22 protein-coding genes are annotated in these 25,404 nt (G+C 62.6%); 13 read left to right on the forward strand and 9 right to left on the reverse strand.

Annotated features, from left to right (window positions below):
• Positions 1-202: 202 nt before the first annotated feature.
• Positions 203-1,711: an MFS transporter gene (locus tag P0D80_RS11465; RefSeq protein ID WP_408284000.1), complete on the forward strand. Its 1,509-nt coding sequence runs from the start codon at positions 203-205 to the stop codon at positions 1,709-1,711.
• Between the two features lie 43 nt (positions 1,712-1,754).
• Here P0D80_RS11465 and kdgD read toward each other — a convergent pair whose 3' ends face one another.
• The 3 genes from kdgD to P0D80_RS11480 form a co-directional block, all read right to left on the reverse strand.
• Positions 1,755-2,672, reverse strand: a complete 918-nt coding sequence (gene kdgD, locus P0D80_RS11470; RefSeq protein WP_408283813.1) for a 5-dehydro-4-deoxyglucarate dehydratase — start codon at positions 2,670-2,672, stop codon at positions 1,755-1,757.
• A gap of 74 nt (positions 2,673-2,746) precedes the next feature.
• Positions 2,747-4,096: a glucarate dehydratase gene (gene gudD / locus P0D80_RS11475; protein ID WP_408283815.1), complete on the reverse strand. Its 1,350-nt coding sequence runs from the start codon at positions 4,094-4,096 to the stop codon at positions 2,747-2,749.
• A gap of 132 nt (positions 4,097-4,228) precedes the next feature.
• Positions 4,229-5,560 carry an MFS transporter gene (locus P0D80_RS11480; RefSeq protein WP_408180222.1) on the reverse strand — a complete coding sequence of 444 codons (1,332 nt, stop codon included), beginning with the start codon at positions 5,558-5,560 and terminating at the stop codon, positions 4,229-4,231.
• Between the two features lie 424 nt (positions 5,561-5,984).
• Between P0D80_RS11480 and P0D80_RS11485 the strand changes: the two genes are divergently transcribed.
• The 5 genes from P0D80_RS11485 to P0D80_RS11505 all read left to right on the forward strand — a co-directional run bounded on the left by P0D80_RS11485 (position 5,985) and on the right by P0D80_RS11505 (position 10,596).
• The gene (locus tag P0D80_RS11485) at positions 5,985-6,695 is read left to right on the forward strand and encodes a FadR/GntR family transcriptional regulator (RefSeq protein ID WP_132378736.1); all 711 of its coding nucleotides are present in this window, start codon (positions 5,985-5,987) and stop codon (positions 6,693-6,695) included.
• A 259-nt stretch (positions 6,696-6,954) separates the two neighbouring features.
• Positions 6,955-7,701: an SDR family oxidoreductase gene (locus P0D80_RS11490; protein WP_408283820.1), complete on the forward strand. Its 747-nt coding sequence runs from the start codon at positions 6,955-6,957 to the stop codon at positions 7,699-7,701.
• A gap of 81 nt (positions 7,702-7,782) precedes the next feature.
• Entirely contained in the window at positions 7,783-8,904 is a 1,122-nt protein-coding gene (locus tag P0D80_RS11495; protein ID WP_408283823.1) for a Gfo/Idh/MocA family protein, read from the forward strand.
• Between the two features lie 77 nt (positions 8,905-8,981).
• Positions 8,982-9,566 carry a TetR family transcriptional regulator C-terminal domain-containing protein gene (locus P0D80_RS11500; RefSeq protein ID WP_408283827.1) on the forward strand — a complete coding sequence of 195 codons (585 nt, stop codon included), beginning with the start codon at positions 8,982-8,984 and terminating at the stop codon, positions 9,564-9,566.
• Between the two features lie 13 nt (positions 9,567-9,579).
• Entirely contained in the window at positions 9,580-10,596 is a 1,017-nt protein-coding gene (locus P0D80_RS11505; RefSeq protein WP_408283830.1) for a LysR family transcriptional regulator, read from the forward strand.
• Positions 10,597-10,715: 119 nt separating this feature from the next.
• Here the strand turns inward: P0D80_RS11505 and P0D80_RS11510 are convergent, their stop codons facing one another.
• The gene (locus tag P0D80_RS11510; protein WP_408283833.1) at positions 10,716-11,825 is read right to left on the reverse strand and encodes an alkene reductase; all 1,110 of its coding nucleotides are present in this window, start codon (positions 11,823-11,825) and stop codon (positions 10,716-10,718) included.
• A 235-nt stretch (positions 11,826-12,060) separates the two neighbouring features.
• Complete coding sequence (locus P0D80_RS11515) at positions 12,061-13,320, reverse strand: MFS transporter (RefSeq protein ID WP_408283836.1); 1,260 nt, start codon at positions 13,318-13,320, stop codon at positions 12,061-12,063.
• A 185-nt stretch (positions 13,321-13,505) separates the two neighbouring features.
• Here P0D80_RS11515 and P0D80_RS11520 point away from each other — a divergent pair, with 185 nt between their 5' ends.
• A complete protein-coding gene (locus P0D80_RS11520; protein WP_408283839.1) occupies positions 13,506-14,423 on the forward strand; it encodes a LysR family transcriptional regulator in 918 nt (305 codons plus the stop codon).
• Positions 14,424-14,442: 19 nt separating this feature from the next.
• Here the strand turns inward: P0D80_RS11520 and P0D80_RS11525 are convergent, their stop codons facing one another.
• The 3 genes from P0D80_RS11525 to P0D80_RS11535 are packed head-to-tail and all read right to left on the reverse strand — an operon-like array spanning position 14,443 to position 17,444.
• On the reverse strand, positions 14,443-14,757 hold the full coding sequence (locus P0D80_RS11525) for an AtuA-related protein (protein WP_408283843.1): 315 nt from the start codon (positions 14,755-14,757) through the stop codon (positions 14,443-14,445).
• A gap of 1 nt (position 14,758) precedes the next feature.
• Entirely contained in the window at positions 14,759-16,114 is a 1,356-nt protein-coding gene (locus P0D80_RS11530; protein WP_408283846.1) for an acyclic terpene utilization AtuA family protein, read from the reverse strand.
• A gap of 25 nt (positions 16,115-16,139) precedes the next feature.
• Positions 16,140-17,444, reverse strand: coding sequence for a CitMHS family transporter (locus P0D80_RS11535; RefSeq protein ID WP_408180211.1), 1,305 nt, complete (start codon positions 17,442-17,444; stop codon positions 16,140-16,142).
• Positions 17,445-17,543: 99 nt separating this feature from the next.
• On the opposite strand from P0D80_RS11535, the gene P0D80_RS11540 reads away from it, so the two are divergent.
• The 6 genes from P0D80_RS11540 (at position 17,544) to P0D80_RS11565 (ending at position 22,737) form a co-directional block, all read left to right on the forward strand.
• On the forward strand, positions 17,544-18,437 hold the full coding sequence (locus P0D80_RS11540; RefSeq protein ID WP_132378756.1) for a LysR family transcriptional regulator: 894 nt from the start codon (positions 17,544-17,546) through the stop codon (positions 18,435-18,437).
• A 158-nt stretch (positions 18,438-18,595) separates the two neighbouring features.
• Positions 18,596-19,102: a DUF2844 domain-containing protein gene (locus tag P0D80_RS11545; protein ID WP_408283855.1), complete on the forward strand. Its 507-nt coding sequence runs from the start codon at positions 18,596-18,598 to the stop codon at positions 19,100-19,102.
• A 30-nt stretch (positions 19,103-19,132) separates the two neighbouring features.
• Positions 19,133-20,461, forward strand: coding sequence for a DUF3443 domain-containing protein (locus P0D80_RS11550; RefSeq protein ID WP_408283858.1), 1,329 nt, complete (start codon positions 19,133-19,135; stop codon positions 20,459-20,461).
• A 140-nt stretch (positions 20,462-20,601) separates the two neighbouring features.
• Positions 20,602-21,195 (forward strand): hypothetical protein, encoded by a 594-nt coding sequence (locus tag P0D80_RS11555; RefSeq protein ID WP_408283860.1) that lies wholly within the window; start codon positions 20,602-20,604, stop codon positions 21,193-21,195.
• A gap of 97 nt (positions 21,196-21,292) precedes the next feature.
• The gene (locus tag P0D80_RS11560; protein WP_408283863.1) at positions 21,293-22,111 is read left to right on the forward strand and encodes an alpha/beta fold hydrolase; all 819 of its coding nucleotides are present in this window, start codon (positions 21,293-21,295) and stop codon (positions 22,109-22,111) included.
• 395 nt (positions 22,112-22,506) lie between these two features.
• Positions 22,507-22,737 (forward strand): hypothetical protein, encoded by a 231-nt coding sequence (locus P0D80_RS11565; RefSeq protein ID WP_132378762.1) that lies wholly within the window; start codon positions 22,507-22,509, stop codon positions 22,735-22,737.
• A gap of 89 nt (positions 22,738-22,826) precedes the next feature.
• On the opposite strand, the gene P0D80_RS11570 is transcribed toward P0D80_RS11565, so the two are convergent.
• Complete coding sequence (locus P0D80_RS11570) at positions 22,827-25,055, reverse strand: NADP-dependent isocitrate dehydrogenase (protein ID WP_408283866.1); 2,229 nt, start codon at positions 25,053-25,055, stop codon at positions 22,827-22,829.
• Positions 25,056-25,404 lie beyond the last annotated feature (349 nt).

Consider the following 25,404-nt stretch of genomic DNA (forward strand, 5'->3'; position numbering starts at 1 on the left):
TTTTTGCCCCGAAATTCCAGAGAATAGTTTCGAATAAGGGAAAACCCGTATAATCCCTTCCAAGAGGTCAGACAACTAGAGGACATCAGTCGTCAAGACCCTGACCTGCACCGGCCGCGCAGCGTCCACCTTGAAAAGCTTTCCCCTCAGATCCGTGAATCCGACTGCCACTGCCCTGCCTTTCCGAAACGCGCTGTTCGCCATGCTCGGCATCGGCCTCGTCAACATGCTGGTCGCACTCGATCAGACGGTCGTCAGCACCGCGCTGCCGTCCATCGTCGCCGAGTTGCACGGCTTTGAGTACTACGCGTGGATCGCCAGCGCTTACTTGCTGGCTTCGGTGGTGACGGTCCCGGTGTTCGGGCGGCTCGGCGACTACTTCGGCCGCAAGCGTTTCGTGCTCGCCGCGGTCATCACGTTCACGGTGGCGTCGGTGCTCTGCGGTGTCGCGAACGACATGCTGTTTCTCGTGATCGCGCGCGGCTTGCAAGGTGTCGGCGGCGGGATGATGGTCGGCACGGCGTTCGCGTCGATTCCCGATCTGTTTCCCGATCCGCGCGCGCGAGTGCGCTGGCAAGTGGTGATGGCCGCCGCGTACGGCATCGGCACCGCGGCGGGACCGTCGCTCGGCGGCTGGATGAGCGAACACTGGGGCTGGCGCTCGACCTTTCTGATCAATTTGCCGGTCGGCGCGGCGGCGCTCTATTTCATCTGGGCGCATCTGCCGAGCTTCCGGCGTCCGCATGAAGGCGAAGTCAAGATCGACTGGCTCGGCGCGGCGCTGGTTGCCGCTGTGCTCGGCGGTCTGCAGGCTTTCATCGAAGCAGTGCCGAAAAGCGGCCTGACCGCCGGCAATCTCACCTTGGCCGTTTGCGTGATCGTGGGCACGGTCGCACTGCTGATCTGCGAGAAGCGCGCCACGCATCCGATCATTCCGCTCGATCTGTTCAAGGACCCGCAACTCGTCACGCTGTTCACGCTCGGCATGCTGTCGGGCTTCGTGATGTTTTCGCTGATCTTCTTCGCGCCGCTGCTGCTGCAAGGCGGCTTCGGACTGTCGCCGCAGCAGGCCGGCCTGCTCGCGACGCCGATCGCCGCCTGCATCGCACTCGGCAGTCTGCTGAATACGCGCATCGTGATTCACATGAAGAAGCCGACGCAGATCCTCTCGATCGGCTTCGCGCTGCTGCTGTTCGCGTCGATCGCGCTGGCGTTTGCGAATCCGGACACACCGCACGTGCGGATCGAATTGCCGATGGCCGCGGTCGGTATCGGTCTCGGTTTCATCCTCAACAATCTGAATGTGTTCGGCCAGGAGATTGCCGGACGCGAACGCTTCGGCATCACCACGGCACTGCTGCAATCCACGCGCATGGTGGGCGGCATGCTGGGCACGAGCATTGTCGCGACTGTGGTGCAGCATCACTATCGCGACGTGGTCACGCGCACGATGAGCGTGCTCGGCGAGCCGGCCGCGTCGCAATGGCGGCCTCGCTTCGTCGACCTGCGCATTCTTATCGACGAAGCGTCGCGTCTGAAGCTGATCGCGGATATGAAGCCGTCAGGGCTCGATACGTTCGCGTTGATCGACACGGCGCGCGATGCACTGGTGCAGTCGATTCATATCGGCGTGTGGCTGACGGCAGTGGCGGCGCTGGCGGCCGCGCTGCTGATGCAGCGGATCTCGCACGTGGTGTTTCGCAAGAGTTGAAAACGGCGGTCAGGCCCGACCGCCGCTGTAGCTGGCACGTTGCTTACTGCGCGCCGAGCTTCCTGATCAGCGCATCGAGTTGCGCGATCTCTTCGTCGGTCAGATCGGTCAGCGGCGCGCGGACCGGACCGGCGTCGTGGCCTACCAGCTTCGCACCCGCCTTCACGATGCTCACCGCGTAACCCGCGCGACGATTCCGGATCGCCAGATACGGCAGGAAGAATTCGTCGAGCAGCCTGCCTTGCGTTGCATGATCATCCGCAGCGACCGCGCGGTAAAACTCCATCGCCGTCTTCGGAATGAAGTTGAATACCGCCGACGAATACACCGGCACACCCAGCGCCTTATAAGCCGCTGCGTAGACTTCCGCGGTCGGCAGCCCGCCGAGATACGAGAAGCGGTCGCCGAGACGGCGGCGAATCGTCACCATCGCTTCGATTTCACCCACGCCATCCTTGAAGCCGATCAGGTTCGGGCAGCGGTCCGCGAGACGCTCGAGCATGTCGGCGTTCAGCTTCGAATTCGCGCGGTTGTACACGATCACGCCGATGTTCGGCACGGACTTGCACACCTGCTCCACGTGCGCCGCGATGCCTTCCTGCGACGCCTCGGTCAGATAATGCGGCATCAGCAAGACGCCGCTTGCGCCGAGACGTTCGGCTTCCTGCGCGTAGTCGATCGCCACGCGGGTCGGGCCGCCCGCGCCCGCGAGAATCGGCACCTTGCCTCTGCAGGTATCGGTCGCCGTGCGGATCACGTTCGTGTAGTCGCTTTTCGTCAGCGAAAAGAATTCACCCGTGCCGCCCGCGGCGAACAGCGCGGTCGCGCCGTAGGGCGCCAGCCATTCGAGACGCGCAGCATAGGTGTCGGCACGGAAATCGCCGTGCGCGTCGAAGTCGGTCACGGGAAAGGACAGCAGCCCTTCGGAAACGATGGCTTTGAGTTCTTGAGGTGAAGTCATGGCGTGAATAGCGTTTAAGGCTTCAAGTGTGGTGAGCGCGCGGTGATGCACGCCCCATCCGGATCATCGTCGGTTTAGCGCACCAGGCACGGGCGCTTGTTGTCGAACTTCCAGTTCGGAATCAGATATTGCATGGCCACGCCGTCGTCGCGCGCGCCCAGGCCGTGCTGCTGATAAAGCGCGTGCGCCTTCTCGATCTCATCCATGTCGAGTTCGATACCGAGCCCCGCGGCCTGCGGCACCTTGACCTTGCCGCCGACGATCTGCAGCGGCTCACGCGTCAGACGCTGACCGTCCTGCCAGATCCAGTGCGTGTCGATCGCCGTGATCTTGCCGGGCGCGGCGGCCGCCACGTGCGTGAACATGGCGAGGGAAATGTCGAAGTGATTGTTCGAGTGCGAACCCCAGGTGAGGCCCCAGTCATTGCACATCTGCGCGACGCGCACCGAGCCTTGCATGGTCCAGAAGTGCGGATCGGCAAGCGGAATATCCACGGACTGCAGCTGGATCGCGTGGCCCATCTGGCGCCAGTCGGTGGCGATCATGTTGGTCGCCGTCGGCAAGCCGGTCGCGCGGCGGAACTCGGCCATCACCTCGCGGCCCGAATAGCCGTTTTCCGCGCCGCACGGATCTTCCGCATAGGCGAGCACGTCGTGCTGGTCGCGGCACAGGCGCACCGCTTCCGCCAGCGACCAGGCGCCGTTCGGATCGAGCGTCACGCGGGCCTTCGGGAAACGTTCGGCGAGTGCGGTGACGGCTTCGATCTCGGCGTCGCCGGACAGCACGCCGCCTTTGAGCTTGAAATCGTTGAAGCCGTAGCGCGCCTGCGCGGCTTCGGCGAGACGCACGACGGCCTCGGGCGTCATGGCTTCTTCGGTACGCACGCGCTCCCAGTCGTCGCGGCCATCGGCGCCGCTCGCGTATTCCAGGTCGGTCTTCTTGCGATCGCCGATGTAGAACAGATAGCCGAGCATTTCCACTTCGTCGCGTTGCTGGCCTTCGCCGAGCAGCGCGGCGACGGGCACGCCCAAATGCTGGCCGAGCAGATCGAGCAGCGCGGCTTCGAGCGCGGTCACCGCGTGAATGGTGGTGCGCAGATCGAAGGTCTGCAAACCGCGGCCGCCTGCGTCGCGGTCGGCGAATTGCGTGCGCGCCTTGTTCAGAACCGCTTGCAGATTGCCGATCGACTGACCGACGACGAGCGGACGCGCATCGTCGATGGTCTTGCGGATGCTTTCGCCGCCCGGCACTTCACCGACGCCGGTATGCCCCGCGCTGTCGCGCAGAATGACGATATTGCGCGTGAAGAACGGGCCATGCGCGCCGCTCAGATTGAGCAACATGCTGTCGCGGCCGGCGACAGGCACGACACGCAGTTCAGTAACGACCGGAGTGGCGTTCGATTCGGAAGGTTTCGTGGACATGATGTTGGACCGGATGAGTTAGTGAGCCGGGCGGCGGAAATCAAGGCGCTGTGCAGTCGCGCTCGACACGGGCACCGGACGGAAACTGGAAAGTGCGTGACGCATGATTGGCGGTTCTGTCAGTCAGTGTAGTCAGTGGACTTCATGCTGGAGCGATTCCGGCATCGCGTCGTGGTTCACGCGCCGGTTGCGGGTCAGGAAACCGGCCGCCGCCGCGATCAACGAAGCCACGGCAAGGCCATACAGGCCGCCGGTAATCGACCCGGTGTGCTGCTGCAAATAGCCGAACGTGGCCGGCGCGAAGAATCCGCCGAGGTTGCCTACCGAGTTAATCAACGCGATCACCGCTGCGGCGACGCGTGCGTCCAGGTAACCTTGCGGGATCGGCCAGAAGAGCGAAGCCGCCGCCTTGAAGCCGATCGCCGAGAAACAGATGGCCACGAACGACAGCACCGGATTGCCCGAAGTCGAAGCGAACAGCCCGCACGCCGCAATGACGAGCGCCACGGCCAGCCACGCCTGCTGGAAGCGCCATTTCGCCGACAACAACGCGAAGCAGTACATCGCGAACATGGCGATGAGCCAGGGAATTGCGTTGAGCATGCCGACCTCGAAGTCGGACAGGCCACCCATTTTGCGGATGATCGTGGGCAGCCAGAAGGTGGCCGCGTAGATGGTCAGTTGAATGGCGAAGTACAGAAAGCAGAACAGCAGAATCTGCGGATCCTTCAGCAGCTTCATGGCCGGCAGATGCGCGCCGCCGTGCGCCTCGCGTTCGGCCTGCTCGGCCGCGATCGACGTCTGCAGCACGTTCTGCTCTTCAGCCGTAAGCCACGAGGCATCGCGAATACGCGACTTCAGCAGCATCCAGCTCATCGCGCACAGCACGATCGAAAAGCCGCCTTCGATGAGAAACATCCATTGCCAGCCGTGCAAACCGAAGCCGCGAATGGACAGCAGACTGCCGGTGATCGGACCGGACAGAACCGATGCGAGCGCGGAGCCGCCGAGAAAAACCGCCACCGCCTTGCCGCGCTCCTTCTGCGGCAGCCACTGCGTGAAGTAAAAAACCACGCCGGGAAAGAAGCCGGCCTCGGCGACGCCGAGCAGGAACCGCAGCACATAGAACGAGGTGTCGTTCCAGACGAACGCCATCGCCGCCGCGACCAGCCCCCACGTGCCCATGATGCGGGTGAGCCACGCGCGCGCGCCGTACTTCTGCATCAACACGTTCGAGGGCACCTCGAACAGCGCGTAGCCGATAAAGAACAGACCGCTCCCGAGGCCGTAAGCCGCGGCGCCAATGCCCAGGTCCGTCTGCATGTGGGAATTGACGAAGCCGATGTTTACGCGGTCGATGTAGTTCGCGATGAACATGATCAGAAACAGCGGCAGCACGTGTCGCTTGACCTTGGAGACCGCGGATTCGAGCGGATCGGCGGCGGTGGTGAGAGCAGAGGTCAAGATGGTCTCCAGTTTCGGCCGCTCAGGCGACCTGATCGAGCGCAACGCGGCGCATTCAAAAGGCCGGTCTTCCGTCCCGAAACGCGTGATACGTTGTCTGACGACAGTCTACCGTGCTTTTATTTGCAATTCCAATGCAGTGTTTACCCTGCAAATGTGCCTATACCACCGTACTGGCAACGCACTCAGTCCGAATGAAGACGAATATTTAGAATTTGAACTAGGATGTCTGATGACATAGAAATCACTCCCGCTTTTCATCTGTCATGCCGGGGCCAAACCTCATCTCCGCCAACCATAGCGAACGCGAGGATCAAATCGTGCTGATCCGGACAGGCGCTATGATGGCTATGTCGACGCGTCGCACGACGCCACTCGCACGCAACGTGTGTATTTCCAGCCGAACAATCAACCAGCCACAGAAATGAGCAGCCTAACTGAGAAGGTGGTGGCCACCCTTTCCGATGAAATCCGCCGCGGCACGTTGAGGCCGGGCGACCGCATTCCCACCGAAGTCGCGATGATGAAGCAGCTCTCGGTGAGCCGCTCCGTGGTGCGCGAGGCGATTTCGCGGCTGCAGGCGGCCAAGGTGGTCGAAACGCGTCACGGCATCGGCACCTTCGTGCTGGCACCGGCCACGGAAAAATCCATGCAGTTGCCCGCCGCCGATCTCTCCAGCATGCTGGACGTGATGGCGATCATCGAATTCCGTATCGACGTCGAAGCCGCCTCCGCCGCGCTCGCCGCGGCGCGGCGCACCGACCAGAACCTGAAGCAGATCCGCGGCGCGCTGGAGCGTTTCGAGTCCGAACTCGAGCGCGGCAGCACCGATACGCTCGCGCACGACATCGAGTTTCATTTGCAGATTGCACGCGCGAGCGGTAATCGTTATTTCTTCGACGTGCTCAGCCAGCTTGGCCGCGCGGTGAGTCCTCGCACGCGGCTCGGCTCCGCGGAGATCGCGGAACTCGACCATATCGAGCATCTGCGCAACGTGCTCAGCGAGCATCAGATGATCTATCGGGCGATCGAACGGCAAGACCCGGACGACGCGCGCGCCGCCATGCGCATGCACCTGAGCAACAGCCGTGAACGGCTGCGCCGCGCTCACGAGTTGAGTAAAGCGGGCGGCTGATTCGCCGGTGAGCGGGCGGCCGCCCACCGCCCTCCTTTCTTCTGAAAAATACAATCGTACTGGTTGACGTATAGACCGGGTGGAACGGCGCGACCACAAGCGTCGCCACCCGTGCAGCATTGTTAGTCTCAGCGGAATAGTGCATTCATGTCGAGCCGCTTGATGGGTTTAATACGTTCGTCCATATTTCTCCCATCGCGCGCTCGCTGTCCAACTCCGACAACAACGCGGACCTTGAATCCACTTTGAGATATCCATCATGAAACTCACGGGCAACACTATTTTCATCACCGGCGGCGGTTCGGGCATCGGCCGCGGACTCGCTGAAGCGTTCCACAAACTCGGCAATCAGGTCATCATCGCCGGCCGCCGCAAGGCGAATCTCGAAGAAACGATTGCCGCCAACCCCGGCATGCAGTCGGTCGAACTGGATATCACGGACCCGCAGAGCATTGCCTCGGTCTCGCAACAACTGATCGCGCAGTACCCGTCGCTAAACGTGCTGATCAACAACGCCGGCATCATGCAGATCGACGACCTCAGCAAACCGGTCGACGACGCGCTGATCGTCTCCACGCTCACCACCAACCTGATGGGCCCGATCCGCCTGACGGGCGCGCTCGTCGAGCATCTGAAGCAGCAAGGCGACGCGACCATCATCAACGTGTCGTCGGTACTCGGCTTCGTGCCGATGGCCATCTCCGGCGTCTATTCGTCGACCAAGGCCGCGATCCACTCGTACACGCAATCGCTGCGCTACAAGCTGAAGGACACCTCGGTGCGCGTCGTCGAAATTGCGCCGCCGTGGGTGCAGACGGACTTGCTCGACAGCAAGAACGAACCGCGCGCCATGCCGCTTGCGCCGTTCATCGAACAGACCATGCATGAACTCGGCACGGACGCCGACGAAGCCGTCGTCGAGATCGCCCGCCCCATGCGCAACAACCCCGGTCCGAACGAAGCCGCATTCGTCACGCAGTTCAACGACCAGTTCGCCGGCGTCTAATCCATCGTTGTTTGGTCCGGCCGGAAACAGGCTAGTGCGTTGCCGGCCGGACCCGTCGCGCGCTCTCGCGCAGGTGTTTCCATGACTCAAAATTCCGCAGTATCCAGCGCCGCGCCGATCCGCGTCGGTATCGTCGGCGTGGGCAACTGGGCGCAACACGGGCACGTACGCGTGCTGAGCCTGCTGCCCCAATACGAACTCACCGCCGTGTTCAGCCAGCGTCGCGAGGCGGCCGAGGCCGTCGCCGAACGCTACGGCTTCAAATATGTGGTCGATTCACTTGATGAGTTGGTCAAGCATCCCGAAGTCGATCTGGTCATCGTTCTGACGACGGCGCCGCAGCACGCAGAAGGCGTGCGCGCCGCGATCGCAGCCGGCAAGGACGTCTACTGCGAGTGGCCGCTGACGCCACGCGTCGCCACCTCGCAGGAACTGATCGATCTGGCGCGCGAGGCCAACGTGCGTCACGTGGTCGGGCTGCAAAGGCGGCTCGCGCCGCACAACCGTTACGTGCGCGATCTGCTCGCACAAGGCTATGTCGGCAAGCTGCGCTCGGTGCGCATTCACGTGAGCATGAACTACTTCCAGGCGCTGCGTTCGCTGTCGCTGCGCTGGACCGTGCCGCCGGAAAACTTCTCGAGCGTGATCGCGATCTACGCGGGCCACTTCCTCGACATGCTGTTCGAAGCGACCGGGTGGCCGCACAGCATTGCCGCGCTCAGCATCAATCAGTTCGAGCAGGTGACGATCGCGCAGACCGGCGAAGTCATGCCGACCACCACGCCCGATCAACTCGTGCTCGCCGGCCGCCTTGCAGACGGCGCGGTGCTGTCGGTGCATATCGAAGGCGGCAAGCGCAATGGCTCGGGCGTGCAGATCGACATCACGGGTACGGAAGGCGATCTGCGCATCACGAATCGTTCGGCGTTCGGCAATGTCGGCGACGACTACGTGATCGAAGGCGCGCACGGCGACAACCTGCCGCTCGCGTCGCTGCCCGTGCCCGCGTCGTATGACCAGTTGCCGCCGTCCGATCTGCCATCGGCGGTACTGGAACTCGCCCAGTTGTACGCAGCCTTCGCCGACGACGTCCGCACCGGCAGCCACACCGCGCCGACCTTCGAACATGCGGTGCGTCTGCACAAGCTGCTCGACGCCGCCGTAGAATCATCGGACAGCGGCCGCCATATCGAACTCGATTGACGCGGTCCATTCATCAGCCCCCCGCACTTGTGCATGACACAATGCGGGGCGCCCGTCTTGCCAGAGAACTTCCGACCATGCCGAAACCTTCACACAAAGACACGCTGATCGCCGAAGGCATGCGCGTCATCCACGAATTCGGCTTCAACGGCGCGAGCGTGCGGGACATCGTCAAGGCGGCGGGCGTGCCGCATGGCTCGTTCACGAACCACTTCACGTCGAAGGAAGCATTCGGCCTCGAAGTGATCGAACTGTATTTCGACCGGGCACAGGCCGAGATGCGCGAGACGCTGCTCAACGACGAACTGAAACCGCTATTTCGTCTCAGCAAATACATCGACGTGCATATCCGGCTCATCAGCCAGAACGATTCGCGCAATGGCTGCCTGCTGGGCAACTTCGCCGCCGACTCGAGCGACAGCGAAGCGATCCGCTCGCGGCTCAATGCGATCTTCGCCGAAATCGAAAAGTCCGTTCTGTATTGCCTGCGGGCCGCTGTCACGGCGCGCGAGGTGCGAGCCGATACGAACTGCGAGCAACTCGCCACCTTCATCGTATCGTCGATGCAAGGCGCGTTTCTGCTCGCCAAAGCGCAGCGCGATCCGGCGCCGGTCGTCAATCTGAAGGAAGTGCTGTTTTCCAGCGTTTTGCAGCGGGCCTGACAAGGAGCTCCCGATGACGCCGCCCAATCACGCAGGCCGTCCTGCCGCAGTCGCGGCGCGTTCAACGACGCCGGCTGCTACCGGTGAGAGCGGCGCTTCGCAGGGTGCGATGGACCGGTTCGGTTCGCTCAACGTGTTCGTGCGCGCCGCCGAAACCCGCAGCTTCACTGAAGCGGGCCGCCAGTTGGGCATTTCGTCGTCGGCGGTCGGCAAGGCGATCTCGCGGCTCGAAGGACGGCTCGGCGTGCGCCTCTTTCACCGCAGCACGCGCAGCATCGCGTTGACGCCCGAGGGCGCGACCTTTCTGACGCGCTGCCAGCGCATCATCGGAGAAATCGAAGCGGCCGAGACCGAACTGGCGCTCGCCAATTCCGCGCCACGCGGACTGCTGCGCGTCAGTATGCCCATGGTGAGCACGCTGATGATGCCGGTAATCGGCGCGTTTATGAAGGAGTATCCAGATATCACGCTCGATATCGATTTCTCTGATCGCATGGTCGATGTGATCGAGGAAGGGTTTGACGTCGTGGCGCGTACTGGCGATGTGAGCGACTCCACGCTGGTTACGCGCGCGATGGGCACGTACCGGCATGTGATCGTCGGCTCGCCCGCTTACTTCGAGCAGCGCGGTGTGCCTGGCGAACCCGAGCAACTGCGTGACCACGCCTGCCTGCAACATCGTTTTCCGACCACCAACAAACTGCGCCGCTGGCCGCTGAGCCGCGATGGCGAAACGCTGGACATCGACCTTCCAACGGTGGCCATTGCCACCGCCGTCGAGCCGTTGACAATGCTTGCCGAACAGGACCTGGGCCTTGCCTGCGTGCCCGACTTCACGATACGCGCACAGCTCGCGCGAGGCTCGTTGGTTGCCGTGCTGCAACCGTACACGGATACGCCTACCGTGTTTCGCGCGCTGTGGCCGTCCGGGCGTCAGATCTCGCCTAAGGCGCGAGTCTTCGTCGATTTTCTGAGCGAGCATCTGTTTCCTGTCTCCGCTGCGGCGGCACGTGGCGCTGGCCGCGCTTGAGCGGACGATCCGCGCTCGGGACTCTTCACCGCGTACTGCCTCGCACGAAAAAGCCGGCGTATTCATCAACTCACTGAACACGCCGGCTTTCACAACATCCGCTTCGACAAGCAGCGAGCTTATGCGCTCACCGCCTCTTCTTCATAAAACGGATAGTCCGTGTAGCCCACTTCCGTGCCGCCGAAAAACGTCGGCCGATCGTACGTATTGAGCGGCAACTTGCGGCGCAACCGCTCCGGCAAATCCGGATTGGCGATGAAATCGCGGCCGAACGCGACGAGATCGGCATCTCCATCAACAAGAATCGCTTCCGCCGAATCGCCCTTAAAACCACCCGCAGCGATGATCGTCCCCGCGTAGTGCCGGCGGATCGTCTGCGCGGCGACCGGGTTCGGATCGCGGCTTTCATCTTCGACATTGCCGGCAATGCGCGGCTCGATCAGGTGCAGATACGCGAGATCGAGCTTGGCCAACTCGGCCGCAACGTAGGTGAAGAGACCGACCGGATCGCTGTCCGACATATCGCCCCACGACCCGCTCGGTCCGAGACGCACGGCGACCTTGTTGCTGCCCCACACGGAAATCACAGCACGGGTGGCTTCCATCAAAAAGCGCGCGCGATTCTCGAACGAGCCACCATAGGCGTCCGTGCGCTTGTTGCTGCCATCTTGCAAGAACTGGTCGAACAGATAGCCGTTCGCAGCGTGCAATTCGACGCCGTCGAAGCCCGCCTTCACGCCACGTTCAGCCGCCGTGCGAAAACTCTCGACGATCGCCGCAATCTCGTCGATCTCCAGCGCGCGGTTCGGTGTGTTCGGAATCCAGCCGGCCTTGGTATAAGCGACGCCGCCATGCAGCACTTCCGACGGGCCCACCGGCCGGCGTCCTTCGGGCTGCAATTCGGCATTCGACTGACGTCCTGCGTGATAGAGCTGCAGGAAGATCTTGCCGCCTTTCGCGTGCACCGCGTCGGTGACTTCGCGCCAGCCGGCGATCTGACGGTCTTCAAAAAGGCCGGGCGCGCCGAGGTAACCGTTGCCTTCAACAGCGGCAATCGTCGCCTCGCCGATCAGCAATGCGCCTGCGGAAGTGCGCTGCGCGTAATACTCGGCCATCAGAGGACCGGGGCGCGCGCCATCTTCGGCACGCATGCGGGTCAGCGGTGCGAGCACGACGCGGTGTGCGAATTCATAAGGTCCTATTTTGACGGGGGTAAACAGCTTGCTCATGATGTTCTTTTCTCTTGAAGTTGATCCGGTGAATGATTGCCGCCGAGCGCTTCACGGCGCTGTCCGGCGTTGATTGACAATCTATAGGCGCGGCCCGCGCAGAAAAACGGGCCGCCGCTCCGAAGACTTCGGAGCGTGCAGTCCGCAATGCGCCGAAACCCTTGCGCCTGCTGGACTGCACTCCCATCACCGATTGTTTGGATTGCGCGGCAACTGTGTTTCAACAGCGTGCCGGCTACTTATCGAGCACGTCCTTCAGGCTCGCGTGACGCGTGCTGAATGTCATGATTACAAGCATGCTCAGCACGGCGAGCAAGCCGCCGAAGCGCATCGTCGAGGCGATGCTGAGGTGATCGACCACCGCGCCGCCGGCCAGCGAGCCGAGCGCGATCGAGGTCTGCACGGTGCTGACGAACATCGACGAACCCGCTTCAGGGCGGTCCGGCGAAGTCCATTGCATCCAGATGCTCAGGCTCAGCGGGATCGCGCCGTACGCGATGCCCCACGCCATCACCGCGGCGATCATACCCACACGCGAGATTTGCAGCATCGGCAACGCGAACAAGGTGAGCGCCATCAGCGCGCCCAACATCAGCAGCGAGACCTTCAGATGGCGCGTCACTACAGCGGAAACCGCGAAATTCGCAGCGAAGCCGACCACGCCGAAACCGAGCAACACCGCCGTGACCCACGACGGACCGAACGCCGCATTGCGCTCGAGGAACGGCGCGATGTACGTATAGGCGGCGAAGTGCGCGCCAAACAGCAACCCGACCAGCCACAGACTGCGGCGCACGTTCGAGCGTTGCAGCATGGCGCGGAAGTCGTTCATGCGGATTGCGGCCTTGGGCGGCAGCGACGGCAGAAACACGGCCTGCGCGGCCAACGCGACGGCCGCGAGCACCGAGGTTGCGAGAAACGACATGCGCCACGAGCTCAAATTGGCGATCAAGGTGCCGAGCGGCACGCCGATCACCGTCGCCAGCGTGATGCCCATGAAAATCGTCGCGCCGGCGCGGGCCGCCTGGTCCTCGCGCACGAGTTGTCCCGACGCGCCGAGCGCAACGGTCCAGAACCCGCCGAGGCTTGCGCCCAGCAACGCGCGGCCCACCAGCATCACGGCGAAGCTCGGTGCGATTGCGGAGATCACGTTCGACGCGAGCAGCAGCACGGCCAGCAGCAACAGGATCAAACGGCGGTTGATGCGGCCCGCGGCAAGCAGCAGCGCCGGCGCCGAGATCGCGGCGATGATGCCCGGCGTCGTCACCATCAGTCCTGCTGTGCCGGGCGTGACGCCGAGATCGTGCGCGATCTGCGGCAACAAGCCGACGGGCATGTATTCCGTGGCGACGAAAGCGAATGAGCCGACCGCGACGGATAAAACCGCGGCCCATGACGGTCCGCGCGTGGCCGCCGCCACAGTCGTCATGGGCGGCGCACCGTCGCTCGCGAGTGCCGGTCTCGCGGACGAGCTGGCAAATTGATTGGCATCCATGGATGTTTCTCCGATTCAGACATTGAAATTGAGGGCATTGCGTCCTGAACGGAGAGTAGGAGGATCGATGGGGAATGTGGCTCCCCTTCACCGCGACAGACGGGCGACGCGCTATCATCGGAGCGCGACAGATCGCGCGAAGCCGCTCATCCACGTTGCACACACCCGTTGGGGAGGATCTCGACTTGGCGCTCGGCAACATCAACGACATCGCGACCTTCGTCACCGTGGTCAAGGCCGGCAGTTTTACGTCGGCGGGGCAGCAACTCGGGATCACGCGCTCGGCGGTCGGCAAGATCATTGCCCGTCTCGAGGCGCGCTTGCAGGTGCGGCTGCTGCATCGAACGCCGCATAGTCTGGGACTCACCGACGACGGCTCCGTGTTTTACGCGCGCTGCACGCAGATACTCGAAGACCTCGAAGAGACCGAGACGGCCATGGCGGTGCGCAGCGGGACGCCGGCAGGCACGTTACGCATCAGCCTGCCGATTGCGCTCGGTCACCGCCAGGTGTTGCCGATCATCGCGTCGTTTCTCGAACGCTGGCCGGCGGTCAGCGCCGAGGTCAGCTTCACGGACCGCTTCGTCGATCTCGTCGACGAGGGGGTCGACGTCGCCATCCGCGTCGGCGAACCGAAACCGGACTCGCGGCTCATCGCCCGCACAGTGGCCACGCAAAAGCTGATCACGTGTGCGTCGCCGGGTTATCTGGGGAAGCGCGGCGCGCCGGTCTCGCCGCTCGATCTCGCGCACCACGAGTGCCTGCAATTCGTCAGCCTGGGACGACCGCAACCGTGGCTCTTTGCCGGCGTCGAGCAACAGGTCGTGGAAACCGGCGGCAGATTGAAGATGGACAGCGCCGAGGCTCTAGTCGGCGCGGCGGTGAATGGCGTGGGCATCATCAATCTGCCCACCTATCTGGTTGCGAGTGAAATCCGCCAGGGGCGCTTGCAACCGTTGCTGCAATCGTTCGCAGCGCAGGCGCTGCCGATTCGCGCGATCTATCCGACGCGCCGGCACCTGACTCCGAAAGTGCGGCTTTTCATCGATGAGTTGATCGAGGCCTGGCATCCTGTGCCGCCTTGGGAAGAAGCGGACGCCTGAAGGCGGCCGCATTCGCGTACTACGCGGTCGGCGCCTCGACATCGAGATCCATCAACGACGAACTCAGCGACTTGCCGTGTGCGTCGAGTGCGAGCGAACGCGTCACGCCGCCGCCGAGCGCATTGCCCAGCACGAAGTTGAACGCGGCAATCGCGGGCAGGTCGTAGCGCGCCACCTCGCCCTGCACTACATCACGCAGATGCGCTTTGAGCCGCTCCGGCGTCAGCACCGTGCGTAGATGTTCATAGTTCTTCGCGTCATAGCAGATCACCGAGATGTTGAGCGTATTGCCTTTGTCGCCGGTACGCGAATGAGCCAGCTCACGTAATTTCATCTCACGCCTCCACCATCGAGAATGCCGGCGTCACATGCTCGCGCGGCAGTAAAACCGATTGCACCGCGACGACTTCGCGCGCCAACTTCGTGACGCCGCCTCCGCCTGCCGGACCATTGGTGTAAAGCGTCTCCACCTCGTTGCCGATCCGCACCGCTTCCGCGAGCGAGGCCGTGCGCCCCGCCACTCGCGCACGCACCTCATACGGCTCGGCATAACCGGCAGCCGCCGTTTCGCCGTGCAATGCGTTCACGCCGATCAGATCGAAACGCAATTCACGCGTCTGCACGCCGGTCAGCGTGAGCCGTTCCCGCACGATATCGAGCGCGAGCCGCGCGCGCGCCAACGCGCCGGGACCGCCGTACGAAATTTGCCCTTCGCCGATATAACCATCGAAATAAGCAACCGACACCTTCAGCGTATCCGTGCGCGGCGTGCCTCGTCCGCCGCTCACGCGAACGCGATCCGGCGCTTCCTGCGCGACACGCACCTGTGAGAAATCCGCGACCACATCCGGTTGCAGATAGCGCTGCGGGTCATGAATCTCATACAGCAGTTGCTCCTTGCAGGTCGCCTCGGTGACTCGTCCGCCGGCTTGAGCGAGCTTGGTGACGATCACCGCGCCGTCCGGTCCGACTTCGGCAATCGGAAAACCGAGCCTCGCCAGTTCAGGAACATCCTTGAAGCCCGGATCCGCGAAATAGCCGCCGGTGATTTGCCCCGCGCATTCGAGCAGATGGCCGATCACCGTCGCCTGCCCGAGCGTCTGCCAGTCGTCCATGCGCCAGCCGAATTCGTGAATCAGCGGCGCGACGAACAGCGACGGATCGGCCACGCGCCCGGTCAACACAATCTGCGCGCCGGCCGCAAGTGCATCGACGATCGCGCTCGCGCCGAGATACGCATTTGCGGACACGAGCCGATCCTTGTCCGACACACGTTCTCCGGATTCCACGAAGCAGAAATCGCCCTGACGAACGACGTCGAGTACATCGTCGCCGGTGACCGCTGCGATCTTCACCTCGCCAAGCCCGAGCGAGCGCGCGATCTCCGCGGTCTTGCGCGCCGCCGCGAGCGGATTCGCCGCGCCCATGTTCGAAATGATCCGCACGCCGTTGCGCAACGCGGCGGGCAGCACCGCCTTCATGCGCGTTTCGAGCAACGGGTCGTAGCCGAGCTGCGGGTCCTTGCTGCGCGCCTGCTGCGCGATCGCAATCGTGCGCTCCGCGAGGCACTCGAAGACGAGGTAATCGAGCGCGCCGTGTTCCGCCAGTTCGACGGCGGGTTCGATACGGTCGCCGGAATAACCCGCGCCCGCGCCGATGCGCACGGTCCGTTGAGATTGAGTGGCTGTCATGCTGGTCACATCCATTCGGTGAAGCTCACAGTGAGAATATCCCCAGCGCGACGCAGGCGATCGTCATCACGATCGACGCGCCGAACAGCAAGGGGAACGTGAATTTCTGATGGTCGGCGAGATCGATCCCGCACAGGCCGACCACGAGGAAAGTGGCGGGTGTCAGTGGGCTGACCGGAAAGCCGGTGGTCATCTGGCCGAGCAACGCGGCCTGGCCGACGTGCACCGCGGGCACGCCGAGCTGGCCGGCCACTTCGGCGATCACCGGCAGGACGCCGAAATAGAACGAGTCGGGGTCGAACAACATGCTGAGCGGCATCGACAGCAAGCCGAGCGCAACGGGAATATGACTGGCCATCGCGGGCGGCACGAAACCGACCGCCGACTGCGCCATCGCCTTCAGCATGCCGCTGCCTTGCATCACGCCGGTGAACACGCCGGCCGCGAGCAGAATGCCGGCCATCATCAAGGCCGCGCGAGCATGCGCGTCGATCCGTTTGCGCTGCATGTCGACGTTCGGATAGTTCACCATCAGCGCGATGCACAGGCCGACCATGAACATGATCGCCGGCGGAATTTTCTCGCCCATCACGACCATCGTGCCGAGCACAACCAGCGTCAGCACGATGTTGAACCAGAAGTTCTTTGGCCGGCGCAGCGCCTGTTCTTCGGGCGTCAGTTCGCGTTTAGGCATGGGCACCGAACCGCTCGCGGCCGTGAGACCGAGGCGTTTTTCCTCGCGCCGCCCGAGCCAGAACGCCATGCCGAACACGAATACGAGGCCGATCGCCTGCACCGGAATCAACGGATTGAACAGAGCCGAGATCGGCAGATGAAGCGAGGCGGAGGCGCGAATCATCGGCCCCGTCCACGGCAGAAAGTTGATGCCGGCCGCCATCGAAACCGCTGCGGCCAGCACGCGCCGGTCCATCTTCAGCCGATCGTAGAGCGGCAGCATGGCGGGAATCGTGACCAGAAAGCACACGGCGCCGGAGCCGTCCAGATGGATCAGCAGCGCGAGCAGCGTGGTGCCCATCACGATTCGCGTGGGCCGCGTGCCGACCGCGCGCAGAATGCGGTCGATGATCGGATCGAGCGTGCCCGCGTCGGTGATGGTGCCGAAATAAAGAATCGCGAACACGAACATGCCGACGACCGGCGCAAGGCTCTTGAGCCCGTCGATCACGAACTTGCTGGTCTGAAAGCCGAAGCCGCCGATGAGCGACGCCGCAATCGGCACGATGATGAGCGCCACCAGCGGCGACATGCGTTTCGACAGAATCGCGCCGAGCAGCACGACGATGGTAGCGAGCCCCAGTAATGGCAGCATGTGCTTGTCTCCGAGATTGTTTTTTACTGCGATCCAGCGTAAGTTCGAAGCGACTATAAATCAATTGAAATGATTTGATCGCAGCAATTACAAACCATCATGGATCTGAATCTTCGGGACATCCGCGCCTTTATCGCCGTCGCGCAAACGGGCAGCTTCACGCGCGCGGCGACGCGGCTGCATCTGTCGCAACCGGCGTTGACGGTGCAGATTCGCCGCCTCGAAGAAACGGTCGGCATGCGCCTGTTCGACCGCAACAGCCGCAATGTCGCGCTCACGCCGACCGGCCGTGAACTGCTGCCGCTCTTGCAAAAGTCGCTGCATGATATGGAGCACGTGCTGATCGATGCGCGCGCGCTCGGCGAAGGCGCGAGCGGCACCGTGCGGATCGCCTGCCTGCCCACGTTCGCGGCCAGCGTGTTGCCCGAACTCGTGCAGGGCATCAAGAAGGCCGTGCCGCGCGTGAGCTTCCATGTACGCGACGTGGTCGCCAGCATGGTCAATACGTTGGTGCGCAATGAAGAGGTCGATATCGGGCTGACCGGCGGCCCGCTCGACGACGCCGCTTTCGAGGTGCTGCATGCGGGCATCGACCGGCTGGTTGCCGTGTTCCCGAAGCGGCATGCGCTTGCCCGGCGGCGGCACATCACGCTCGCCGATCTCGCCGCCACGCCGCTCGTGCTGACCGCCCAAGGCACGAGCGTGCGGACGGTGGTCGACAGCGCTTTCGCTAACGCTCACTGCACGCCGGAGATCGCGTGCGAGCCGACCTACATGATGAGCGCGGTCGCGATGGTGCGCGCGGGACTCGGCGTGACGATCCTGCCGGCGTCGGCCCGTGAAGTCAGAGCGGAGCCCGAACTGATCGTGCGCGCGGTCGACGACCCCGCGTTCACTCGCCCCATCGCTCTCATCAAGAAACGCGGCCGGACACTGCCGCCCGTGACGGAAACCTTCGTTGCGATGCTGATCGAGAAACTCGCCGAAGATTGAACGGCGGATGCGCGTTACCTTTCATTTTCAAACAGAGCCCGATTTTCACCATTAATCGTCTGATTTAATCGAACACGCTCACGCTAATATCGGCTTCGCGCGAGTTCGAGGATAAATAACCGCTCGCGCGTATTCTCCAAAACTTCGAAAACAAAAAAATGATAATGAGTCAATTTCGAATACTCGCGGTGACCGCGGCGTCGTTTGCTCTGGCCGCCCCGGCGTATGCGGCATTGGGTGGCGCGCCGACCTATCCGGTTACGGCCAGTAGCACGAGTGCAGGGGCGGCCAACCAGAATAGCGCGGCGGTAGCGCGCTTCGCCGCAAGTGGCAGTGCGGCCTCGGCGAGTTACACCGTGAGCCAGACGACGCTGCCATCGGGCACCATGGTGAGCGAATACATCGGCGCGGGCAATACGGTCTTCGCGTTGAGCTGGGAAGGCCCGACCATGCCGCCGCTCAAAACGCTGCTCGCCACTTACTTCCCGACCTATGTCCAGGCACTCACCGATGCCCACGCCACGCAAGGCGGCGGCTACGGGCCCGCCGTCGTGCATCAGTCGGCGCTGGTCGTGGAGACCGGCGGCCATATGGGCGCCTTCGTGGGCCGCGCCTATATACCGCAATCGCTGCCGCAAGGTGTGAGCGCTGACGACATCAAGTAACTCATTAAAATCATTAGAGAGAGAACAACAGTGCGCAAAATCGCAAGGATTATTGCCGCGACGCTCGGGCTCGGGTTGGCACTCAATCTCGCCGGCTGCGGCGGCGGTGGCGGTGGCTCCAGCAGCAACTCCACGGCAAATGCACCGGCTGCCGCCAGTGCGCCGACGGGACCGGGCGGCACGACGTCCAATCCCCTTACCAACGACTCGACACCCAACGTGCTCGCCGTCGATGCGTCTGCCGTGCCGACGCCGGCCGGCCCCGGCAACACGATGTCGGTGACGGTGAGCGGAACGGGCATTCACAACCAGCCGATGGTCAGCGTCAAAATCTGCGCGCCCGGCTCCAACGCGACCGCGAGTTGCACGACGATTCCGAACGTGATCGTCGATACGGCATCGTTCGGGCTGCGTCTGGTTCGCTCAGCGATTCCGAATGCCACCTTCAGTGCGCTCACCGCCGAAACGGATCAGTCGAGCGGCCTGCCGCTCGCTGAATGCGCGTTGTTCGGCAGCGGCTATGCATGGGGTTCGGTGCATCTCGCGGACATCGCGCTGTCGAGCGAGATTGCACCGTCGGTGCCGATTCATGTGATCGGCGATTCAGCGCTGACCCTTGCCGCACCGAGCGAATGCCAGGTAGGCCGGCCACTCGCCACCGCGGCCGATCTCGGCGCAAACGGCATTCTCGGCATCGGCGTGAGCCCGACGGACTGCGGCTCGCAGTGTGCCCTGACGACGCTCTCGCAGTTCTATTACACCAATGCTGGCAATGCCACCTCGGTGCCCGTCGCAAAACAGATCAGCAACCCGGTCGCGCGATTCCCGCAGGATAACAACGGTGTGATTCTGGAAATGGCGCAGGTGTCCGATAGCGGCAGCACAACGGCTCAAGGCACGCTCGTGTTCGGCATCGACACGCAGGCCAATAACGTGCTGAACGGCACGGGCGCGCCGATTATCCGAACGGACCTGAACGGCGACTTCACGTCGTCCTATGGTGGCACCACGTTCACGCAGACGTTCTTCGATTCGGGCTCGACGGTGCTGTTCTTCCCGGACACGACCATCGCGCGCGACGCGTCGTCGGGATACTACATTCCGGCTGCGACCGTGGGCCGTACCTCGACGCTGGCGGGGACGAATCCGGCGAGCGTGACACTCGGCTTCAATATCGCAAACGGCGCGACGCTGACTTCATCGGGGAATAACGCATTCAATAATCTCGGCATCTATATGACCCGGCAGTTCGACTTCGGTTTGCCGTTCTTTTATGGCCGTCATGTGTATTACGGGATTTCGGGCCGCGCTTCTTCGGGCGGTGGCACGGGGCCATATGTGGCGTACGTTTCTAGCTAAGTGTCGATAATCCCGCGCGGTGGTTATCGTCAATCCCGTCGATATCCACTGTTCGCGGGACATGCAAAAGCTCGCTTGACGGAGCAGCAATCAAAACAGTGCAGACCGCACGCCTTTTTTCCGTTGTCCCGGGGGACTTTATGAACAAGATTGCGATGATTTGCCTGAGTGCCGCTCTTGTCGGCATTCTGAGTGGCTGCGCCGGCACGAACTTCGTCCGTCCCGATGATGCGGCTTTGCAATACGGCAAAACGACTATGACCGACGCGCGAGCAAAGTACGGCAGTCCGTTTCGCCAGAGCACCGTCACCAAGAACGAGGAAGACGTCACGCTGCTCTCTTACGCGTACGCATCCACTGGCGGCACGCCGCTCGAAACCGGCGTGATACCGGCGCGCTCACTGGAACTGGGCTTCTGGAAGGACGTGATGGTATCGAACGTATTCGTCTCCACGTTCAAGGATGACGCCAGTACGTTCGACGCGTCGAAGCGCTCGGCCATCGTCAAAGGCACGACGACTCGCGATCAGGTCATTGCGTTGCTGGGCAGACCCGCTGGCTATGCTGTCTATCCGATCATCAAGGACAAGAATGGCCAGGCCCTCGTTTATGCGTACCACACCACGAGCGGTTCGGCGTTCAACCTCAAGTTCTCCAAGCGTGATCTGATCGTGACCATCGACCCGAATGGGGTGGTATCGGATGTGAGTTACGAGTCGTCCGGTATGCAGTGACAGCGGACTTGTCGGCACGCAAAAACTCGTAGGTCGGTTGATCTTCTGGTGGCAACGCTGGCAACCTAGCGAATCCCATACAGCGGAGACAACAGCGATGGAATCCTCCACCAACCCGCACGACGACGACCTCGAACACTTCGAAGCTCACGGCGCGGCGCCGCTGCCGGTCCCGAGCGACGAAGGCTATGCCGAGCACGAAGGCGCGCGAATCTGGTACGCGTCGTATGGCGCCGGCGCGCCGGTGATTCTGCTGCACGGCGGTCTCGGGCACAGCGGCAATTGGGGCTACCAGGTGCCCGCGCTGCTCGGCGTGGGGCATCGCGTGGTGGTCGTCGACAGCCGCGGCCACGGCCGCAGCACTCGCGACGCGCGACCCTACCGCTACGAGCTGATGGCGTCCGACGTGCTGGCCGTCATGGACGCGCTGCAACTCGAACGCGCCGGGCTGGTGGGCTGGAGCGACGGCGCCTGCGTCGCGATGGTATTGGGCAGCACCGCGCCGCAGCGCGTGGCGGGCGTGTTCTTCTTCGGCTGCAACATGGACCCGAGCGGCACGAAGCCGTTCGTGCCGACGCCGGTGATCGAGCGCTGCTTCAGCCGTCATGCGAAAGACTACGCGCAGCTATCGGCGACACCGGACGACTTCGAGGCGTTTGTCGGCGCGGTCAGCACGATGATGAAAACCGAGCCCAACTATTCCGCCGACGATCTGGCTCAGATCGATGTGCCGGTCGCGATTGTGCAAAGCGAGCACGACGAATTCATCAAGCCGGAACACGCCGACTATCTCGCCCGCAGCATTCCCGGCGCGGAGTTGATCCTGCTGCCCGGCGTGAGCCATTTCGCCCCGCTGCAACGGCCGGCGCAATTCAATCGCGTAATGCTCGATTTCCTCCGCCGGATCGCGGGTTGATTGGGACGGCGGCGCTCGCCACGCTGCTTTGCCAGCCGGCCCGCTCGCACGAGGGCCGCACCTGAACCCCTAAAATTTCACGATGCGGAACGATCGCGCGCTTCGTAAAAAATCGTGGTGCGTGGCACAAAACCGGCATTTCGCAATGCCGCCCCACGTTGCACATCGCGAAACACAGACGATAAGTCTTTCTTTTTGCAGGATATTTTTTGATCAAACGAGGCGTCTAACAACCACTTGCGACACTACCTGCTGACGTAGACTCTTTTACAAGAGCCGGTGCTTCAGTAGTCGAGCGGAGTGGGATAGGCGGAAACATAGTCTGAAGAATCCCAACCTGTGAAACGAAGCCGCCACGGCATCGCGGTTTTTAAATGGCAATTGGGAGACTAAAAATGAAAGGCTTTCGCTTCGGTTCGAATCAGGGTGCTTTCTACATTTTGCCGGGCCACGACGGCTGGGAGGCAACCTACGGCAACGAAACGCTCGGTGAATTCGCCAGCCCGCAACAGGCCGCCGACGATCTCGCACGCGGCTTGATCTGCCCGCATCTCTCGGAAGGCGACGACACGTCGACGCTGGAAATTCCAGAGAAGCTCAGCGATTGGGAAATCGTTCACGTGTGATGGCCGGTATGGCCGCTGCTCACGTTGGAGTAAAAACGACGATGGCGCTCGAAAGCGCCATCGTCATGTTTACCGCTTACTTCGTTGCTTTAAGCAACCGCGTCCACGATCTTGTTCAGCGTGGCGCTCGGGCGCATGGCCTTGCTCGTCAGTTCGACATTCGGACGATAGTAGCCGCCGATGTCCACCGGCTTGCCTTGTGCCGCACCGAGTTCTTCGACGATCTTCGCTTCGTTCTCAGCCAGTGCCTTCGCCACGCCGGCGAACTGCGCTTGCAGCGCGGCGTCTTCGGTTTGCGCGGCCAGTGCTTCCGCCCAGTACATCGCGAGGTAGAAGTGGCTGCCACGGTTGTCGATACCTCCAACCTTGCGCGCCGGTGACTTGTCGTTGTCGAGGAACTTGCCGGTTGCCCGATCCAGCGTCTTGGCCAGAACCTGCGCCTTCGGGTTGTGATAGGCGCTGCTCAGATGTTCGAGCGACGCGGCCAGCGCCAGGAATTCACCCAGCGAATCCCAACGCAGGAAACCTTCTTCGACCAGTTGCTGAACGTGCTTCGGCGCCGAACCGCCCGCGCCGGTTTCGAACATGCCGCCACCGGCCATCAGCGGAACGATCGACAGCATCTTCGCGCTGGTGCCCAGTTCCATGATCGGGAACAGGTCGGTCAGGTAGTCGCGCAGCACGTTGCCGGTGACCGAGATCGTGTCCTTGCCGGCGCGGATACGCTCGATCGAGAACTTGGTCGCTTCGACCGGCGTCATGACGCGGATGTCCAGACCGTTGGTGTCGTGGTTCTTCAGGTATTGCTCGACCTTCTTGATCATCTGGGCGTCGTGCGCGCGAGCCGCGTCCAGCCAGAACACGGCAGGCGTGTTGGTGGCGCGGGCGCGGTTGACCGCCAGCTTGACCCAGTCCTGAACCGGTGCGTCCTTGGTCTGGCACATGCGCCAGATGTCGCCCGCTTCCACCGGTTGTTCGATCAGCACCGTGCCGGCAGCGTCCGTCACGCGAACCACACCGTTTGCCGGGATCTGGAACGTCTTGTCGTGTGAACCGTATTCTTCAGCCGCTTGTGCCATCAGGCCGACGTTCGGCACCGTGCCCATCGTGACCGGGTCGAACGCGCCGTGCTTCTTGCAGTCTTCGATCACTGCCTGATAAACATCCGCGTAGCAGCGGTCCGGAATCACGGCCTTGGCGTCGTGCAGCGCGCCGTCCGCGCCCCACATCTTGCCCGACTCGCGGATCATGGCCGGCATGGACGCGTCGACGATCACATCGCTCGGCACGTGCAGGCTGGTAATGCCCTTGTCCGAATTGACCATGGCCAGTTGCGGACGCTGTGCGTATTGCGCTTTGACGTCGGCTTCGATCGCTTCGCGCGTTTCAGCCGGCAGGTCTTTCAGGCGCGCGTACAGATCGCCGATGCCGTTGTTCGGGTTGAAGCCGGCTTGCGCCAGCACGTCGGCGTGCTTGGTCAGCACGTCTTTGTAGAACACCGACACCACGTGACCGAAGATGATCGGATCCGACACCTTCATCATGGTGGCCTTCAGGTGCACCGAGAACAGCACGCCCTTCGCCTTCGCGTCGGCGATTTCCGCTTCGATGAAACTGCGCAGCGCGTTCTTCGACAGCACGGAAGCGTCGATGATCTCGCCTGCTTGCACGGCGGTCTTTTCCTTCAGGACCGTCTTCGAGCCGTCGGCGGCCGTCAGTTCGATCTTCACCGCGCCGGCTGCCGCTATCAGCGCCGATTTTTCGCTGCCGTAGAAATCACCGCCGCTCATGTGCGCGACGTGCGACTTCGAGTCCGCGCTCCAGGCGCCCATCTTGTGCGGATGCTTGCGTGCGTAGTTCTTGACCGACAGCGGTGCGCGGCGGTCCGAATTCCCTTCACGCAGCACCGGGTTGACCGCGCTGCCCTTGATCTTGTCGTAGCGAGCCTTGACGTCTTTTTCGGCGTCGGTATTCGCGACGTCCGGGTACGCCGGCAGCTTGTAGCCCTGATCGCGCAGTTCCGTGATCGCGGCCTTCAGTTGCGGCACCGACGCGCTGATGTTCGGCAGCTTGACGATGTTCGCTTCCGGACGCGTGGTGAGTCCACCCAGTTCCGCCAGATCGTCGGAGCCCTTCTGTTCCGCGCTCAGGTAGTCGGGAAATGCAGCGATGATCCGGCCGGCAAGCGAAATATCGCGCGTCTCGACGATCACGTCGGACGAGCGCGTGAACGCCTTCACGATCGGCAGCAGCGAGTAGGTCGCCAGAGCAGGCGCTTCGTCGGTCAGGGTGTAGATGATCTTCGGCGGTGTGGACATGTTCGGTGCTTTGCTAGGTGAAGTGTTAGACAGAGCGTTGGGTGGTGCCGACCGGCGCGTTGCGGCAAAACAACAAGGCGGCGCGACGCACGGCACTACTTTCTACGGCCAGAGCGTGAGTATATGCGTGTTTTCCTCTACTCGCTGCTAAACAAACATATCCCGGAAACACCCTCCAAGGGGCCGAGCCCCGCCGGATAAGGCTTTGGGCCGATTTCACCTTGTCTTATGACAGATGTCTTATAGATGACTAAGAACTCGAAACAAACAGATTGTTAATGCGAATCAGATGCATTACCATTTGAGCGCAGTCGCGTTCTTACACTTCGATTACTTAACCACCCGCTTC

This window comes from Paraburkholderia sp. RL17-373-BIF-A, assembly GCF_046030175.1.
Classification (GTDB): domain Bacteria; phylum Pseudomonadota; class Gammaproteobacteria; order Burkholderiales; family Burkholderiaceae; genus Paraburkholderia.